We start from the raw sequence: 15,503 nt of genomic DNA, 5'->3' as shown, positions 1-15,503 counted from the left end.
TTGTATCGGCGGCCGAGGTTTGTAAGGCTCTACGAGGCGGCAGGGACGTGGCCGAAAGGTCATCTTCACCGCCCGAATCCACTGCCAAACCTGGGGACCGACTTCGTCGGCCCCTTGCTTGTCGGGGGGTTCGTGAAAGCGTTCACATTCACAAGCCACAGCGGGGCCGGAAGCCCCCGCTGACCCACGAGGAGTTGGACCGCATGGACTGGCGCCACGTTGCTGCCTGCCGTGACGAAGACCCGGAGCTGTTCTTCCCGATCGGCAACACCGGTCCCGCTCTGCTTCAGATCGAGGAGGCGAAGGCGGTCTGCCGCCGTTGCCCCGTGATGGAGCAGTGCCTGGGCTGGGCTCTCGAGTCCGGTCAGGACGCGGGTGTGTGGGGCGGTCTGAGCGAGGACGAGCGTCGCGCTCTCAAGCGCCGCGCCGCCCGCAACCGCGCACGCGCCTCCGCCTGATCAGTACGACAGGCTGAACACTCCGGAGACTCAATCACCGGAACACCAAAGCATTGCCCGCAGTTGCCCCGCCAGGGTCCGATCGGACCAGGGCGGGGCAACTGCTTTCCCGGGTTCGGGTGTTCGTCGGCGCGGCGCGATCCCGTCGGTGGGTGACCGCGGCGTCGGTGCGTCGGCGGCGTCGGCGGGCTCGGCTCCGGGAGGCTCAGCGGCGTTGGCGGATCTGTAGGTCCAGCGTGACGATCGTGCCGCCGGCCGGATTGGGCACCATGTCGAAACGGCCCGCGAGTTCGCTGCCGACCAGGGTGCGCACGATCTGCAGGCCCAGGTTGCCGGAGACCTGCGGATCGAAGTCGGCCGGCAGGCCGATCCCGTCGTCGGTGACGGTGATCAGCAGGCGTTCCGCGCGGCGTTCGGCGTGCACCTCCAGCGTGCCGGACCGGTCGGTGAAGCCGGGATCCTCGAAGGCGTGCTCCAGGGCGTTCTGCAACAGCTCGGTCAGCACCATCGCCAGCGGCGTCGCGGTCTCCGCGATCAGTTCGCCGAAGTTGCCGTGCCGGGCGGTGCGGACTCGCACCGAGGACGCGGCCACCTCGGTGACCATGGACAACACCCGGTCGGCGATCTCGTCGAAGTCCACCCGCTCGTCCAGCGTCTGGGACAACGTCTCGTGCACGATCGCGATCGAGCCGACCCGGCGGACCGCCTCCTCCAGCGCGGCCCGGGCCTGTGGCGCGTCCATCCGCCGGGCCTGCAGCCGCAACAGCGCGGCCACCGTCTGGAGATTGTTCTTCACCCGGTGGTGGATCTCCCGGATGGTCGCGTCCTTGGTGATCAGCTCGCGCTCGCGCCGGCGCAGTTCGGTCACGTCGCGCAGGAGCATGATCGCGCCGATCCGCTGGCCACGCGGCTTGAGCGGGATCGCGCGCAGTTGCACCACCGCCGCGGGCGTCTCCACCTCGGTCTCGCGCGGGGCCCACCCGCTGGCGACCGCGGAGATCGCCTCGTCCACCGGTCCCTCGTGCGGCGCGAGTTCGGCGGTGATCCGGCCGAGGTGGCAACCGACCAGGTCGGTGGTCAGGCCGAGCCGGTGGTAGGCGGAGAGCGCGTTCGGGCTGGCGTACTGCACGACGCCGTCCGCGTCGAGGCGGATCAGCCCGTCGCCCACGCGCGGCGACGCGTCCATGTCGAGCAGTTCACCCGCGTGCGGAAACGTCCCTGCGGCGATCATCTGCGCGAGGTCCGCGGCGCTCTGGAGGTAGGTCAATTCCAGCCGGCTGGGAGTGCGCGCGGTGAGCAGGTTGGTATTGCGCGCGATCACGCCGATCACCCGGCCCTCCCGGGAGACCGGGATCGCCTCGACCCGCACCGGTACGTCGTCGCGCCACTCCGGATCGCCCTCGCGCACGATCCGGCCCTCGTCCAGCGCCGCGTCCAACATCGGCCGCCGCCCGCGCGGCACGAAGTCGCCGACCAGGTCGTCCTGGTGCGAGGTAGCCCCGGTGTTCGGCCGCATCTGCGCGACCGCGACGTACTGCCCGTCCCCGGTGGGCACCCACAACACCAGGTCGGCGAAGGACAGGTCGGCGAGCAGTTGCCACTCGGACACCAACAGGTGCAGCCACTCCAGGTCGGCGGCGGGCAGCGCGGCGTGGCGGCGGACGAGATCGTTCATCGAGGGCACACCGGCAGCGTACTTTCCGACCGGCCTGCGATCCTGGGCGCCCCACTCCGCCGCACCTGTGAGGTCTCGATGTCCACCGAATCGCCCACGTCCCGGCAGTCCATCGGCGGCGGCGGTCACCCGCTGGACTGGCTCGACGTACGGGAGAAGGAGCGGGTCGAGGCGGGGCTGCGCCGCCGGCTGCGACCGCGCGCGGCGACGGCGGGCGGGTTGGATCTGGCCGGAAACGACTACCTGGGGCTGTGCCGCGACGACCGGGTGCTGGAGGCGACGGTCCGCGCGGTGCGCACCTGGGGCGGCGGCTCCACCGGGTCGCGGCTCGTGACCGGGTCCACCACGCTGCACGCCGAGTTGGAGACCGCGTTGGCCGAGCACATGGGCGCCGAGGCGGCGCTGGTGTTCTCCTCCGGCTACCTGGCCAACCTCGGGGTGATCGCCGCACTGGTCGGCAAGGGCGGCCTGGTCGTGTCCGACGCGATCAACCACGCGTCGATCGTCGACGCGTGCCGGCTCTCCCGGGCCCGGGTGGCGATCACCGGACACCGCGACGTCGAGGCGGTGGCCCGGGTGCTGGCGGAACGGGCCGAGGAACGCGCCCTGGTGGTCGTGGACGCGGTTTTCTCGGTCGACGGGGACATCGCCCCCCTCGCGGAGCTCGCGGCCGTCACACGGCGATATGGCGCCGTGTTGCTCGTGGACGAGGCGCACGGCCTGGGTGTGGTCGGTCCGGGCGGCCGGGGCGCGGTGCACGCGGCGGGGCTGGCGGGGGCCGACGACGTGGTGCTGACCGCGACCCTGTCCAAGGCGCTGGGCTCGCAGGGCGGCGCGGTGCTCGGGCCGGCCCGGGTGATCGAGCATCTGGTGGACGCGGCGCGGCCGTTCATCTTCGACACGGGGTTGGCGCCGGCGTGCGCGGCGGCGGCCCTGGAGGCGTTGCGGATCCTGCGTGCGCAGCCGCGTCTGGCCGACGCGGTCCGGGCGAACGCGCGCGCGCTGTCGGCGGGCGCCCGTCAGGCGGGTCTGCGGGTGACCGAACCCGAGGGTGCGGTGGCGTCGGTGCTGATCGGCGACGCGCAACTCGCCTTCGACACCGCCGCGCGCTGCGCGGAGGCCGGCGTCCTGGTCGGCTGCTTCCGCCCGCCGTCGGTGCCGGACGGCATCTCCCGACTGAGGCTCGCGGCCCGCGCGGACCTGACGGCGGCCGACATCGCTCGGGCGGTGACGGCGCTGGAGGCGGCTACTTCGGTGTGAGCGCGCCGGGAGGCCGGGCGCCGTGGTTCGAGCGCCGCGTCTTCGGCGTGAGCGCGCCGCGAGGCCGGGCGCCGTGGTTCTGCGCCGCGTCGGGGTCTCGGGTCGTCACTTGTGGGCCCCGCGCCGGTGAGCCCTGCACTTGTGCGCCCTGCGGTTCGTCGATGTATGGCCCGATATCAGCCGGTATACGTGGAATTTCCCTCGACATTGGTCTAGACAACTAGGATTGGTCTGAACCAAAATGGGCGGCGGCCTCCCGGCCCGCACCGGGAGGCCGCCGAACGTTCGGCCGCGTAGCGGTCCCGCAGGGAAGGAAGGGCACGCGTGGCCGGCATTGGGGCACCTCGCGTGCTTGTGGACGGGACGCTTGTCGGCCCGGCCGAGGTGGGTGTGGAGCAGGGCCGGATCACCGGCGTCATCGAGGGCCCGGGCGGGCCCGACGGCCTGCGACTGCCACACGGCGTGCTCACCCCCGGCCTGATCGACCTCCAGCTCAACGGCGCGTTCGGACACGACTTCGTGGCGGCCGACGCGACCGCGTGGCGCGAGGTCGCCGCGAAGCTCCCCTCGACCGGGGTCACCGCGTTCTGCCCGACCTTCATCACCGGCGACCTGGACACGCTCACCGCGGCCCTCGTGCGGGCCGCGGAGCTGCGCGCCAAGTTCGCCCAGGAGCCGATCGCCCGCGACCTGGGCGTGCACCTGGAGGGGCCGTTCCTGTCCCCGGTCCGGGCCGGTACGCACCCACCGCAATACCTGCGCAAGCCCACCGCCGAACTGGTCGACCGCCTGCTGCTCGACGACGTGGTCCGGGACGCGCTGACACTGATCACCCTGGCGCCCGAACTTCCCGGTGCGCTCGAGGCCATTCGACGCATCGTCGCCACGGGGATCCGAGTCTCGGCCGGACACACGGACGCGACCGCCGCCGAGATGTCCGCCGCCGCGGACGCGGGCGCGACCATGGTCACCCACCTGTTCAACGCGCAGCGCGGCCTGGGCCACCGCGAACCGGGCGTGGTCGGCGCGGCGCTGAGCGACCCGCGCCTGACCCCCGGCCTGATCGCCGACCTGCACCACGTGGTGGGCCCGGTCTGCTCACTGGTCCTGCGAGTCGCCGGCGAGCGCACCGCGCTGGTCACCGACGCGATGGCCGCCGCCGGCATGCCACCGGGCCGCTACCGCCTCGGCGACGTCGACGTGACCCTGGTCGAGGGCGACGTTCCGCGCAACCCGGACGGCACCATCGCCGGCTCCGCCCTCACCCTCGACGTCGCCGTGCGCAACCTGGTCGGCCTGGGCAACCCCCCGGCCCGCGTCCTCACCTCCGCCACCCGGGTGCCCGCCGACGCCCTCGGCCGCACCGACCTGGGCCGGCTCACCCCGGGCGCCGCCGCCGACCTGGTCTGGTGGAGCGACGACTGGACGGTGCTCAAGACGTGGGTCGGCGGCGTGGTGGCCTACGAAGCGGGCATCTGACCGCCGCCGCCACACCCCACGCCGGCGGCTCGGCCGGCGTGGACCCGCCCTCCCGGGGCAGCCGCAGGACATGAACACGACTGCCAAGGCACTGCCCTATCGCCCGATCGGCCTGCTCGCCGGCATCGGCGCGGGCATGCTCGCCGGAAAGCTCGCCGACCACACCTGGACGACCCTCACCGGCCGCGACGACGCAGCCGACGCGTGGGACCGCGACCGGGGTTGGATCGAAATCCTGCTCACCGCCGCGATCGAGGGCGCGATCTTCGCCGTCACCCGCACCGCGGTCGAACGCGCGGGCGCTCTGGGGGTGAAGCGGGCCACGGGGTCGTGGCCTGGGGCGTGAGGGGGAGGGGGTAGTGGGGAGCGGGGAGCGGGGAGCGGGGAGCGGGGGATGGGGGGAGTCGCGGGCGTGGGGAACGGGCACGGCCGGAGTCGCAGGCACGGCGTTGCTGCTTGTTGGGCGGCTTCGTCGCCGGCTCGCGAGGCACCGCCTTTTTTCTCTCCCCCGCTTCGCTCCTCCGAGAAAAAAGGCGGCCCCTCGCTCGTGACTTCGTGTCCCTCCGCTTCGCTCCGGGGCACGAAGTCAAAGTTCTGCGGCTCCGCCGCTCTCCGCGCTTCGCGCGTCGATCACGAGGTCTCAACCGCGTCGTGGGCACTGACGCGCCGGACCGCAGCCAAGCTCGGGGGCCCAGGGGAAGCCGATTCCTCGCCGCGGCCAGCCCACCCGACCCAGGCAGCCACCCCGGGGTCACAGGGACGGGCCAAGTCGCCTCGGCGCTCCAAGCCCTGCGCCCGACCTCGTGCTTCTCGCATCGGTCACGAGGTCTTGCCGGGCCAGGCCAACCCGCCCATGTGCGAGCAACCACTCCGGAACCCCCAATCCCACCCGCCCGTGGCCGGCCACGCCGGAGGCCGCGGGGCCGGAGCAGGTCACGCCGCCGCCCGTGAAACCCCAACCTCCGCGGCAAACGCAACGGGTGGAGCGGGTGGGTACACAACCCAAAGCAACCCGAGGCGCAACCGCAGCACCGTGCGCCCGGCCCCGGAACCATCAGGACATGGTCACCGGGCCGGACCGGGCCCACCCCCAAGGAACCGCAGCCTCGAACGGACACGCAACGGGTGGGCGGGTGGGTACAGCAGCAGAACCGAGTGCCTCGCGAGCGCGGCCAAGCGGACCCGAGCCGCATGGACCCCTCAGGGCCACACGGCCACGAGGTCAGTGGGTCTCCGTGACCTTCGCGAGTGCGCGAGGCGCGTCCGGGTCGAGGCCGCGGGCCATGGTGACCTCGTAGGCCAGGAGTTGCAGCGGAATGATCTCCAGGATGGGCTGGACCTCCTCGGCGACGCCTTCGGGGAGGGCGAAGCCCGCCGAGGCGCGGGCGACCTGGTCGGCGGTACCGATCACCATCAGGTCCGCGCCGCGGCCGCGGAGGCGTTCCAGGACGGGCTGGAGGGCGTCACCGCCCTTGCCGTCGGGGACCACCGCGATCACCGGGCTGACGTTGTCGACCATGGCCAGCGGACCGTGCAGCAGGTCGGCGCCGGAGAACGGCTGGGCCGGGATGTAGCTGGTCTCCATGATCTTGAGCGCGGCCTCGCGCGCCGTCGGGTAGCCGTAGCCGCGCGAGGTGATCACCAGGCGCTGCGCGAAGCGGTACCGCTGGGCGAGTTCGGCCACCTCGTCCCGGCGGTCCAGGACGTCTTGGGCCAGCGCGGGCAGCAGGTCGGCCGGCGAGGTGTCGCCGGCGCGCAGCCCCTCGACGAACAGGTACAGCGCGAGCAGTTCCGCCGTGTACGTCTTGGTCGCCGGCAGCGCCTTCTCCGGGCCGGCCAGCACGTCGATGTGGAACTCGGAGACGGCGGCCAGCGCCGATTCCGGGTTGTTGGTCACCGCGAGGGTGATCGCGCCGGCCTTGCGGGCCGCCTCGGTGGAGGCCACCAGGTCGGGCGAACCGCCCGACTGGGAAACCGTGATCACCAGGCAGTCGGACAGGTCCGGCTTCGCGCCGTACGCGGTGGTCGTGGACATCGAGGTCAGTCCCGCGGGCTTGCCCAGCAGCACCTCGATCAGGTACTTCGCGTACAGCGCGGCGTTGTCGCTGGTGCCGCGCGCCGTCAGCAGCACGAAGCGCGGGTTGCGCGCGGCGATCTCGGCCGCGATGGCCCGGATCGCCGGCGCGCCCTCGGTCAGGATCCGGCGCAGGACGGCAGGCTGCTCCGCCATCTCGGCGGACATGATGGTGCCCCGGTCGGGTCCCAGGGCGTCACGGTCGTCGGTGGCGGACATGGTGCGGCCTTCCGTTGATTCCACTTGCTGAATTTGTTCGGTGTCGGTGGTTGTCGCCGGTCGGGCGTTCGGTGCGGCGGGTCGAGGGCCGGGTGATCGGTTGGTGTTACCGGCGGGCACGAGGGAATCCCGGCGCCGGTCACGCTGGCGGCCGGAGCCACGGTTTTGGGCCGACCACCGTTCCCAGTGTCCGCCGGCAGCGTGTCCGACCGGTTCACAGCGTCCGGACGCTTCGTGCCCGATCGGCGTGCCGAGCGTGTGTCGGCGCGCTCAGCCCAGCCGCCGCGCCGTGAGGATCTCCGTCGCCGCGATCCCGCAGACCGTGGCGGCGCCGTGCGTGGCGAGGTGGGCGGCGCCCGGAGTGGCAGCTCCGGGGATGCCCATCTCGACCACGACGGCGTCCGGCCGGGCGGCGAGCAGGCTCGCCACGATTTCGGTCGCCCAGTCGTGGTGGTCCAGATTGCGGACCACCAGGACCAGGGGGCGGTCGGTCGCCGAGCGCAGCGCGTCCTCGACCAGTTGCGGGTCGGCGGTGCGGGCGCGGGTGACCGTGGTGCCGGGCAGGGCCTCGGTCAGGACCGGGGCGATGCCCCACGGGGTCTGCTCGCCGACCGCGATGTTGGCGGTGGGCGAGAGCTCGACCACGTGTGCGGGGGTGGTGATCGGGACCACCGTGCCGGTCACCCGGATCGCGCGGCGGGCCGCGTCCAGGCCGAGTGCGTAGTCGACCGGTTCGGCCGCGCCGACCTTGGCCCACGTGGCCAGCGCGTGTACCCGGCCGGCCGCGTCGACCAGGCGTTCCTCGGCGAGCCGGCCCTCGCGGACCGCGGTCACCAGCGCGTCGCGCAGGTGCAGCACGGTGTCCTCGTCGCACAGTCCGCCGCCCACGCACACCGCGTCGACGCCGGCCGCGATCGCGCGCACCGTGCCGTCGGCGATGCCGTAGGTGTCGGCTATCGCGCCCATCTCGATCGCGTCGGTGACGATCAGGCCGGTGTAGCCCAGTTCCCCGCGCAACAGGCCGGTCATGATCTTGTGCGACAGCGTCGCCGGGAACTCGGTGTCGTAGGCCGGCAGCAGGATGTGCGCGCTCATGATCGCCTTGCTGCCCGCCGCGATGCTCGCGTGGAACGGGACCAGCTCGCGCGTGGCCAGCGTTTCGCGCGAGACGTCCACGAGCGGCATCCCGTGGTGCGAGTCCATCGCGGTGTCGCCGTGGCCGGGGAAGTGCTTGACGCACGCGGCCACACCGGCCGCCTGCAGGCCGGTCACGTACGCGGCGGTGTGCCGCGCGACCAGTTCGGGGTCGGACCCGAAGGAGCGCACACCGATGATCGGGTTGTCCGGGTTGGAGTTCACATCGGCGGACGGCGCCCAGTTGAGGTTGACGCCGCACGCGGCCAGCTCGCGCCCGAGCCCGCGTGCGACCGCCTCGGTGGTCGCGATGTCGTCGACCACGCCCAGCGCCAGGTTGCCCGGCCAGTGGCTGCCCGTGTTCACGTGGATGCGGGTGACGTCACCGCCCTCCTCGTCGATCGCGACGATGAGGTCGGGGTTCTCCCGGCGCAGTTCCTCGGTCAGCGCGGTGACCTGCTCGGTGGTCGCGATGTTGCGACCGAACAGACCCACCGAGCCCAGCCCGCCGGCGATGTGTCGGCGCAGCCACTCGGGCGCGGTCAGACCGTCGAAACCGGGCTGCAGGACGGCGAGCGCGAGGCGCTCGAGACGTTCGGACATGGTCGATCAGCCCTTTACCGCGCCGGAGGTGAGACCGCCGGTGACCTTGCCCTGCAACACCAGGAAGATCGCAAGCACCGGAAGCATGAACAGGGTGGAGGCGGCCATGATGGCGCCCCAGTCGGTGGTCAGACCGTTGCTGAACGAGTTGAGCCAGGTCGGCAGCGTGCGCTGGTTCGGGTTGTTGATCAGCAGCGCGTTGGCGAACGCGAACTCGTTCCACGCGGTGATGAAGCCGAACAGCGACGTGGACAGCAGGCCCGGGGCCAGCAGCGGGAAGACGATCTTGCGGAACGCGGTGAACCGCGAACAGCCGTCCACCCGGGCGGCCTCCTCCAACTCGACCGGGATGCCGCCGAGGAAGCCGCGCAGGGTCACGATCGAGAAGGGCAGTGTCATCACGAAGTAGATCGCGGTGAGCATCGGCAGCGAGTCGAGCAGGTCGTTGTCCCGCGCGATCAGGTACATCGGGATCATCAGCGCTTCCCACGGCGCCATCTGCGCGATGAACACCATCAGGATGAAGGGCGCCCGGCCCTTCCACTGCATGCGGGCCACCGCGAACGCGGCGAAGCACGCGACGACCAGGGCCAGCAGTACGCCGACGCCGGCCACGATCAGGCTGTTGCGCCAGTAGTCCCAGAAGAACGGCTGGTTTGTCGCGGTGTCGAAGTTCTTGAACGAGATCGAGCTCGGCCAGAATTTCGGGGTCGGCGACTGCACGTCCTTGGCCGGCTTGAACGCGGTGAGGACCATCCAGTAGACCGGGAAGATCGACACGGCGAAGACCAACAGCGCCGCGACGTTGAGCGGAATCCGCTTCAGGGTGCGCGCCTTCACTTGTCGGCCTCCCGCTCCTGCTTGAACATCTGACGGAAGTAGAAGACGAGCATCACCACGAGGATCAGCACGGTGATCGTCGAGATCGCCCCGGCCATGTCGAACAACTTGAGCGACATGCCCTGCTGATACGCGTACACGGGCAGCGTGCGCACGTCGTTGATCGGTCCGTTCTCGCCCGCGATCGCCCAGATCTGGGCGAAGCACTTGAAGATCCAGATCACTTCGAGCGAGGCCACCAGCGCGAAGATCGGGCGCAGGATCGGGAAGGTGATCGAGCTGAAGATCCGCACCGGGCCCGCGCCGTCGAGCCGCGCCGACTCGTACACGTCGGTGGACACGGTGGTCAGGCCGGCGTAGATGGTCAGTGTCGCGAACGGGATCGACTGCCACACGATCAGCAGGGTCACCACCACCAGCGTGGAGGTGCCGTGCGCGAACCATGTGTAGTTCTCGTAGTCGAAGCCGAGCTTGACCAGCGCCCAGTTGACCACGCCGTTGTCCGAGCGGAAGAGCCACTTGAAGATCGTGGTGGCCGCGATCACCGGGGTCGCCCACGCGGCGACCAGGCCGATCAGCACGAGGATGCGCATGAACTTGCCGAGCTTCATCAGCATCAGCGCGCACAGCGTCGAGATCACCATGATCGCCACGACGTTGACCGCGGTGAAGTAGAACGAGCGCCGGGTGACTTCCCAGAACTCGCTGTCCTTGAAGACGGCGTCGTAGTTCTCCCAGCCGACGTACTCGGCCGACCGCGAGATGAGCTGCTTGAAGCGGTAGTGCTGGAACGACAGCATGACGTTCCGGACCACCGGATAGAACAGCAGGAAGGCGATCCCGAGGATCGCGGGCGCGACAAGCAGGTAGGGGGTGACCAGCTTGGCGATCCCCGACGGCTTGCGCGGGGGCTTCGTTGCGCGTCTGGCACCGGTCGGTGCCGCTTTGCGCGGGGGCTGCGTAGGTGTCGCGACCACCGCATCTGCCTTGGAGGCTGACACAGCTGCCTTCCCGTTGTTCGGTGTCGGGGGTCTGCGGCCCGTCCGGCCCGATGGCGGGACGTGGCGAGAGCGCGGAGCCGGCGGCGGGGAACCGCCGGCGGGCCGCGCCGAGTGGGCCGAGCCGGTCCCGCCGCGAGGGTGTACCCCGCGACGGGAGCCGGTCGTTCGGCCCGGTTGCGCTTCACCCGAGGCGCTCAGCGGTTCGGGTGCACGCGCCGGGTCAGTTCTTGGTGTTCAGCGTCTTCTCGATCGACGCGTTGGCTTCCTTGCCGGCCGCGGCCGGGTCGCCACCGGTCAGCGCCTTGGTGAGGTACGCCTTGATCGGGTTGTTCTCCTCGACGGAGGCCCAGTTCGGCGAGTTGGGGGTGGCGAAGCCGTTCTTCGCGCCCTCCATCATCGCGGCGCCACCCGGGTCGGCCGTGACGGCGCTGGCGAGCGTGGTCTTGTTCGGGAGCTGCTTGGTGGCCTGCGCGAGCTTGGTCTGCCACTCGTCGCTGTTGATCAGCTTGATGAAGTCGTAGGCCAGGTCCTGGTTCTTCGACGCCTCCGGGACCATCAGGTCGGAACCGCCGGTGAGCACCGCGCCGGCCTTGCTCGCGTCCTTGCCCGGGATCGGGAAGAAGCCGAACTTGTCCTTCAGGGCCGGGTTGGCCTTGGCGATGGTCTCCGCCTCGGCCGGCACCGCGACGAACTGGGCGATCTTGCCGCCGTCCGCCGCGAGGACCTCGGGCTGCGTCTTCTCGTCGCTGTCCTTGGGGCCCTTGCCGAGGGCCTGGAGCTCCTTGTAGAAGTTCGCGGCGGCCACGGCCGGGGCGGCGTCCAGGTTGGCCTTCCAGGCGCTGCCGGACTTGGTGGCGATGTCGGCGCCCTCGTCCTTGAGCAGGCCCGCGTAGAAGTACCAGTTCTGACCGGGCAGGTAGATGCCCTGCTGGTCGCCGGTGTTGAGCTTCTTGGTGTTCTCGATCCACTCGGCGCGCGTCTTCGGCGGCTGGACGCCGGCCTTGGCGAAGAGCTCCTTGTTGTAGATCACGACACGGTTGGCGGCGTAGAACGGGATGCCGTACGTCTTGCCGTCGACCTTGCCCGGGTCGGACAGGCCGGTCAGCCAGTCCTTGCCGGCGAGCTCGGTGACCTTGGAGCTGAGGTCCTTGAGGCCGCCCGAGGCGCCGTACTGGGCGATCTGGGTGTTGCCGGCCTCGATCACGTCGGGCGCGTCGTTGCTGGCCAGCGCACCGGTGACCTTCTGGCCGATGCCGTTCCACTGCTGGATCTGCACGTCCAGCTTGGCGCCGGGGTGGTCCGCCTCGAACTTCGCCTTGAGCGCGGCGATGTAGTCGTCGGGCGCGGAGCCCTTCATCAGCCAGACGCGGACGGTCTTGCCGTTGCCCGCGGCCGGCGCGTTGGACGCCGCCGCCGGCTTGTTGTCCTTGTTGTCATCGCTGCTGTCGGATCCACAGGCGGCAACACCGGTCAGCGCCGCCGCGACACCGGCCGCGACGAGAAGACGACGCTTCACTACATCCTCCTCAGGATGTCGGGCACCGCAGTTCGGTTTGGAGTTGCCGATGTCCCCCGTCGGATCCGTGAGGTGCGCGGACCGACCGAGTCCCCCACTGGGGAGGGGACTCGAATGGGAAAACACTGACGCACCAGGGACGAGGGTTGCGCGGTGACCATCAATGGTTTAGACCATTTCGGAGGTTGGCATAGACCAATTGGGGTGTCAAGGTTCCGTAGACGGCGAACCCGCGCTGTTATCGGACCGACATCCGCACTCCTGGTCCTGGGGGGATCGGTGGTCGTGCCACGATGGGGACCGAACGTGTCAGGAGGGCACCGGTGACGGCGGAACACGCGACCACGACCGCGGCGGACAGTGCGATGGCAGGAGGCGACGCCGGCCTCGAGTCGAGCGCGCGCGTGCCCAAGTACTACCGCCTCAAGCGCCATCTTCAGGAGCTGACCAACACCCAGCCACCGGGTACGCCCGTGCCGCCCGAGCGAACCCTCGCGGCGCAGTTCGACATCTCGCGCACCACCGTGCGCCAGGCGCTCCAGGAACTGGTCATCGAGGGCCGGCTCGAGCGCGCCCAGGGCCGGGGCACCTTCGTCGCCAAGCCCAAGGTCGCGCAGAGTCTCCAGCTCACCTCGTACACCGAGGACATGCAGGCACAGGGCCTGGAGCCGACCTCGCGACTGATCGAGATCGGCTACATCACCTGCGACGACCACCTCGCGGAACGGCTCGCGATCCGGCCCGGCAACCGGGTGCTGCGGATAGAGCGCCTGCGGCTGGCCAATTCCGAGCCGATGGCGATCGAGACCACACATCTGTCCACCAAACGATTCCCGGGCCTGCGCAAGCACCTGGCCAAGCACAACTCGCTCTACCGGGCCCTGTCGGCCGGCTTCGACGTACACCTGGCCGAGGCCGAGGAGACGATCGAGACCGCGATGGCCACCCCGCGCGAGGCGGGCCTGCTGGGCACCGACGTGGGCCTGCCGCTGTTGCTGCTGTCCCGACACAGCTTCGACACCGAGGGTGAACCGGTCGAGTGGGTCCGGTCCGTGTACCGGGGGGATCGGTACAAGTTCGTCGCCCGCCTGCGCCGCCCCCAGGAGTGAACCCGGCGGCGATCGGCCCCGCCGCACGCCATCGGCCGGGTGATCCGGGTCTGCCCGGGTCGCCCGGCCGATCGCCGGAGCAATGCCGTTCGCTCCCACAGCCCCGTGCAGCGGGCCGCCGAATCGGCGAGTGAGGCGGCTCCGCCGAGCCGCACACCCACCACCTCGATCATGCGCCCGCCCCCGGCTCGCCCACCGGGGCCACAGGTCCACGAACCGCAGGCCCAAGGTCCCTCTAGGCTGAACCGCCATGAGCGTTCTCGTGGTGACCGGTACCGACACCGGGGTGGGCAAGACGATCGTCACGGCGGCCGTCGCCGCGATCGCGGCCGTGCGCGGTGGCACGGTAGCGGTGGTCAAGGCCTCGCAGACGGGCGTGGCACCGGACGAGCCGGGGGACCTCGCGGACGTGCGGCGCCTGGCCGGGGTGACCGACCTGCACGAGTACTCCCGCTACCCGGACCCGCTCTCCCCCGCCGCCGCGTCCCGGGTCTCCGGCCTGCCGCCGGTGGATCTGTACGGCGTCGCCGACCGGGTGCGCAGGCTCGCCAAGGAGACCGACCTGGTCGTCATCGAGGGCGCGGGCGGCCTGCTCGTGCGCTTCGACGACGACGGCACCACGATCGCCGACCTCGCGCACGAGCTCAAAGCGGGCGCGCTCGTGGTGGCCAGGCCCGACCTGGGCACGCTCAACCACACCGCGCTCACCCTGGAGTCGATGGCGCACCGGGGCGTGGACCTGGTCGGCGTGGTGATCGGCTCCTGGCCCGCCGAACCCGACCTGGCGATGCGCTGCAACGTCCGGGATCTGGAGACCCTGGCCGCCCGCCCGCTGGCCGGTGTCCTGCCCGCCGGCGCGGGCTCGCTGCACCCCGCCGACTTCCTGCTCACCGCCCGCGCGAGTTTGTCCCCCGCCCTGGGCGGTACCTTCGATCCGGCCGCGTTCCGCGCCATACAGGATCCGACCGCGAGGTGAGCGACATGACGGAAACCCTCGACAGTGACCGTACGCAGACCGTGAACGACGACATCCTGGCGGTGGCCCGGCACCAAGTCCTCGACGAGGGGCGCGGCTTGGACGCCGATCAGGTGCTCGCCGTGCTGAACCTCCCGGACGACCGCCTGGAAGAGCTGCTCCAGCTCGCGCACGAGGTCCGGGTCCGGCACTGCGGCCCCGAGGTCGAGGTCGAGGGCATCGTGTCGGTCAAGACCGGCGGCTGCCCCGAGGACTGCCACTTCTGCTCGCAGTCGGGCCTGTTCCCGTCCCCCGTACGGGCCGCGTGGCTGGACATCCCCTCGCTGGTGCAGGCCGCCCGGGAGACCGCCGCGACCGGCGCCACCGAGTTCTGCATCGTGGCCGCCGTACGCGGCCCGGACGAGCGGCTGATGAAGCAGATGCGCGAGGGCGTCGCGGCCATCCGCGAGGCCGTCGACATCAACATCGCCGCGTCGCTGGGCATGCTCACCCAGGAGCAGGTCGACGAACTCGCGGACATGGGCATCCACCGCTACAACCACAACCTGGAGACGGCCAAGTCGTACTTCACCAACGTGGTCACCACCCACACGTGGGAGGAGCGCTGGGACACCCTGCGGATGGTGCGCGCGGCGGGCATGGAGGTGTGCTGCGGCGGCATCGTCGGCATGGGCGAGTCCGCCGAGCAGCGCGCCGAGTTCGCCGGTCAGCTCGCCGAGCTGGAGCCGGACGAGGTACCGCTGAACTTCCTCAACCCGCGCCCGGGCACCCCGTTCGCCGACCAGGAGGTGCTGGAGCCGCGCGAGGCGCTCAAGATCATCGGCGCCTTCCGGCTCGCCCTCCCCCGGACCATCCTGCGCTACGCGGGCGGCCGGGAGATCGCGCTCGGCGACCTGGGCACGCGTGAGGGCCTGCTCGGCGGGATCAACGCGGTGATCGTCGGCAACTACCTCACCACCCTGGGCCGCGCCGCGGACGCCGACCTGCAACTGCTCGAGGAACTGAGCATGCCGGTCAAGGCGCTCAACCAGACCCTGTAGGGCGCCCCTGCCCGAGCCGCCGACGGCCCCGCCCCGGGGCCGTCGGCGGTCGCCCCCTACTGCCCGGTAGCGCACGCGGATAGGTTTCCCTCCGGCACGACGGTGGCGGCGTCTACGGC

At 71.0% G+C, this 15,503-nt stretch carries 13 protein-coding genes; 7 read left to right on the top strand and 6 right to left on the bottom strand.

What is annotated here, in order from left to right:
- The first annotated feature begins 203 nt into the window (after positions 1 to 203).
- The gene (locus tag ACIRL2_RS06390; RefSeq protein WP_020557388.1) at positions 204 to 458 is read left to right on the top strand and encodes a WhiB family transcriptional regulator; all 255 of its coding nucleotides are present in this window, start codon (positions 204 to 206) and stop codon (positions 456 to 458) included.
- Between the two features lie 205 nt (positions 459 to 663).
- On the opposite strand, the gene ACIRL2_RS06385 is transcribed toward ACIRL2_RS06390, so the two are convergent.
- A complete protein-coding gene (locus tag ACIRL2_RS06385) occupies positions 664 to 2,133 on the bottom strand; it encodes a sensor histidine kinase (RefSeq protein ID WP_395866516.1) in 1,470 nt (489 codons plus the stop codon).
- A 78-nt stretch (positions 2,134 to 2,211) separates the two neighbouring features.
- Here ACIRL2_RS06385 and ACIRL2_RS06380 point away from each other — a divergent pair, with 78 nt between their 5' ends.
- The 3 genes from ACIRL2_RS06380 (at position 2,212) to ACIRL2_RS06370 (ending at position 5,218) form a co-directional block, all read left to right on the top strand.
- Positions 2,212 to 3,393 (top strand): 8-amino-7-oxononanoate synthase, encoded by a 1,182-nt coding sequence (locus ACIRL2_RS06380; protein ID WP_402230521.1) that lies wholly within the window; start codon positions 2,212 to 2,214, stop codon positions 3,391 to 3,393.
- 324 nt (positions 3,394 to 3,717) lie between these two features.
- On the top strand, positions 3,718 to 4,872 hold the full coding sequence (nagA, locus tag ACIRL2_RS06375) for an N-acetylglucosamine-6-phosphate deacetylase (RefSeq protein ID WP_402230518.1): 1,155 nt from the start codon (positions 3,718 to 3,720) through the stop codon (positions 4,870 to 4,872).
- Positions 4,873 to 4,942: 70 nt separating this feature from the next.
- Positions 4,943 to 5,218 carry a DUF4235 domain-containing protein gene (locus ACIRL2_RS06370; RefSeq protein ID WP_402230517.1) on the top strand — a complete coding sequence of 92 codons (276 nt, stop codon included), beginning with the start codon at positions 4,943 to 4,945 and terminating at the stop codon, positions 5,216 to 5,218.
- 876 nt (positions 5,219 to 6,094) lie between these two features.
- Here ACIRL2_RS06370 and ACIRL2_RS06365 read toward each other — a convergent pair.
- From ACIRL2_RS06365 to ACIRL2_RS06345, 5 genes are all read right to left on the bottom strand, one after another.
- Positions 6,095 to 7,165 (bottom strand): SIS domain-containing protein, encoded by a 1,071-nt coding sequence (locus ACIRL2_RS06365; RefSeq protein WP_395866200.1) that lies wholly within the window; start codon positions 7,163 to 7,165, stop codon positions 6,095 to 6,097.
- Positions 7,166 to 7,435: 270 nt separating this feature from the next.
- A complete protein-coding gene (locus ACIRL2_RS06360) occupies positions 7,436 to 8,902 on the bottom strand; it encodes a glycoside hydrolase family 3 protein (RefSeq protein WP_395866201.1) in 1,467 nt (488 codons plus the stop codon).
- Positions 8,903 to 8,908: 6 nt separating this feature from the next.
- Complete coding sequence (locus tag ACIRL2_RS06355) at positions 8,909 to 9,742, bottom strand: carbohydrate ABC transporter permease (RefSeq protein WP_395866203.1); 834 nt, start codon at positions 9,740 to 9,742, stop codon at positions 8,909 to 8,911.
- Positions 9,739 to 10,719 carry a carbohydrate ABC transporter permease gene (locus ACIRL2_RS06350; RefSeq protein ID WP_402230513.1) on the bottom strand — a complete coding sequence of 327 codons (981 nt, stop codon included), beginning with the start codon at positions 10,717 to 10,719 and terminating at the stop codon, positions 9,739 to 9,741. The genes ACIRL2_RS06355 and ACIRL2_RS06350 overlap by 4 nt, the downstream gene beginning before the upstream one ends.
- A gap of 244 nt (positions 10,720 to 10,963) precedes the next feature.
- Positions 10,964 to 12,259, bottom strand: a complete 1,296-nt coding sequence (locus ACIRL2_RS06345) for an extracellular solute-binding protein (protein ID WP_395866207.1) — start codon at positions 12,257 to 12,259, stop codon at positions 10,964 to 10,966.
- Between the two features lie 365 nt (positions 12,260 to 12,624).
- Between ACIRL2_RS06345 and ACIRL2_RS06340 the strand changes: the two genes are divergently transcribed.
- From ACIRL2_RS06340 to bioB, 3 genes are all read left to right on the top strand, one after another.
- Complete coding sequence (locus ACIRL2_RS06340) at positions 12,625 to 13,368, top strand: GntR family transcriptional regulator (RefSeq protein ID WP_395866518.1); 744 nt, start codon at positions 12,625 to 12,627, stop codon at positions 13,366 to 13,368.
- 250 nt (positions 13,369 to 13,618) lie between these two features.
- A complete protein-coding gene (bioD, locus tag ACIRL2_RS06335) occupies positions 13,619 to 14,344 on the top strand; it encodes a dethiobiotin synthase (protein ID WP_395866209.1) in 726 nt (241 codons plus the stop codon).
- A gap of 5 nt (positions 14,345 to 14,349) precedes the next feature.
- Positions 14,350 to 15,384 carry a biotin synthase BioB gene (gene bioB, locus ACIRL2_RS06330; protein WP_395866211.1) on the top strand — a complete coding sequence of 345 codons (1,035 nt, stop codon included), beginning with the start codon at positions 14,350 to 14,352 and terminating at the stop codon, positions 15,382 to 15,384.
- The last annotated feature ends 119 nt before the right edge of the window (positions 15,385 to 15,503 follow it).

The organism is Embleya sp. NPDC127516, assembly GCF_044765325.1.
In the GTDB taxonomy this organism is placed as follows: domain Bacteria; phylum Actinomycetota; class Actinomycetes; order Streptomycetales; family Streptomycetaceae; genus Embleya.
This window is presented reverse-complemented; position numbering and strand designations above follow the sequence as displayed.

Bases quoted from the DNA above. Each gene is read 5' to 3' on its own strand.
- ACIRL2_RS06340 (WP_395866518.1), top strand. From the start codon at position 12,625: ATGGCAGGAGGCGACGCCGGCCTCGAGTCGAGCGCGCGCGTGCCCAAG.
- bioD (WP_395866209.1), top strand. From the start codon at position 13,619: ATGAGCGTTCTCGTGGTGACCGGTACCGACACCGGGGTGGGCAAGACG.
- ACIRL2_RS06380 (WP_402230521.1), top strand. From the start codon at position 2,212: ATGTCCACCGAATCGCCCACGTCCCGGCAGTCCATCGGCGGCGGCGGT.
- ACIRL2_RS06370 (WP_402230517.1), top strand. From the start codon at position 4,943: ATGAACACGACTGCCAAGGCACTGCCCTATCGCCCGATCGGCCTGCTC.
- ACIRL2_RS06360 (WP_395866201.1), bottom strand. From the start codon at position 8,902: ATGTCCGAACGTCTCGAGCGCCTCGCGCTCGCCGTCCTGCAGCCCGGT.
- bioB (WP_395866211.1), top strand. From the start codon at position 14,350: ATGACGGAAACCCTCGACAGTGACCGTACGCAGACCGTGAACGACGAC.
- ACIRL2_RS06390 (WP_020557388.1), top strand. From the start codon at position 204: ATGGACTGGCGCCACGTTGCTGCCTGCCGTGACGAAGACCCGGAGCTG.
- ACIRL2_RS06385 (WP_395866516.1), bottom strand. From the start codon at position 2,133: ATGAACGATCTCGTCCGCCGCCACGCCGCGCTGCCCGCCGCCGACCTG.
- ACIRL2_RS06365 (WP_395866200.1), bottom strand. From the start codon at position 7,165: ATGTCCGCCACCGACGACCGTGACGCCCTGGGACCCGACCGGGGCACC.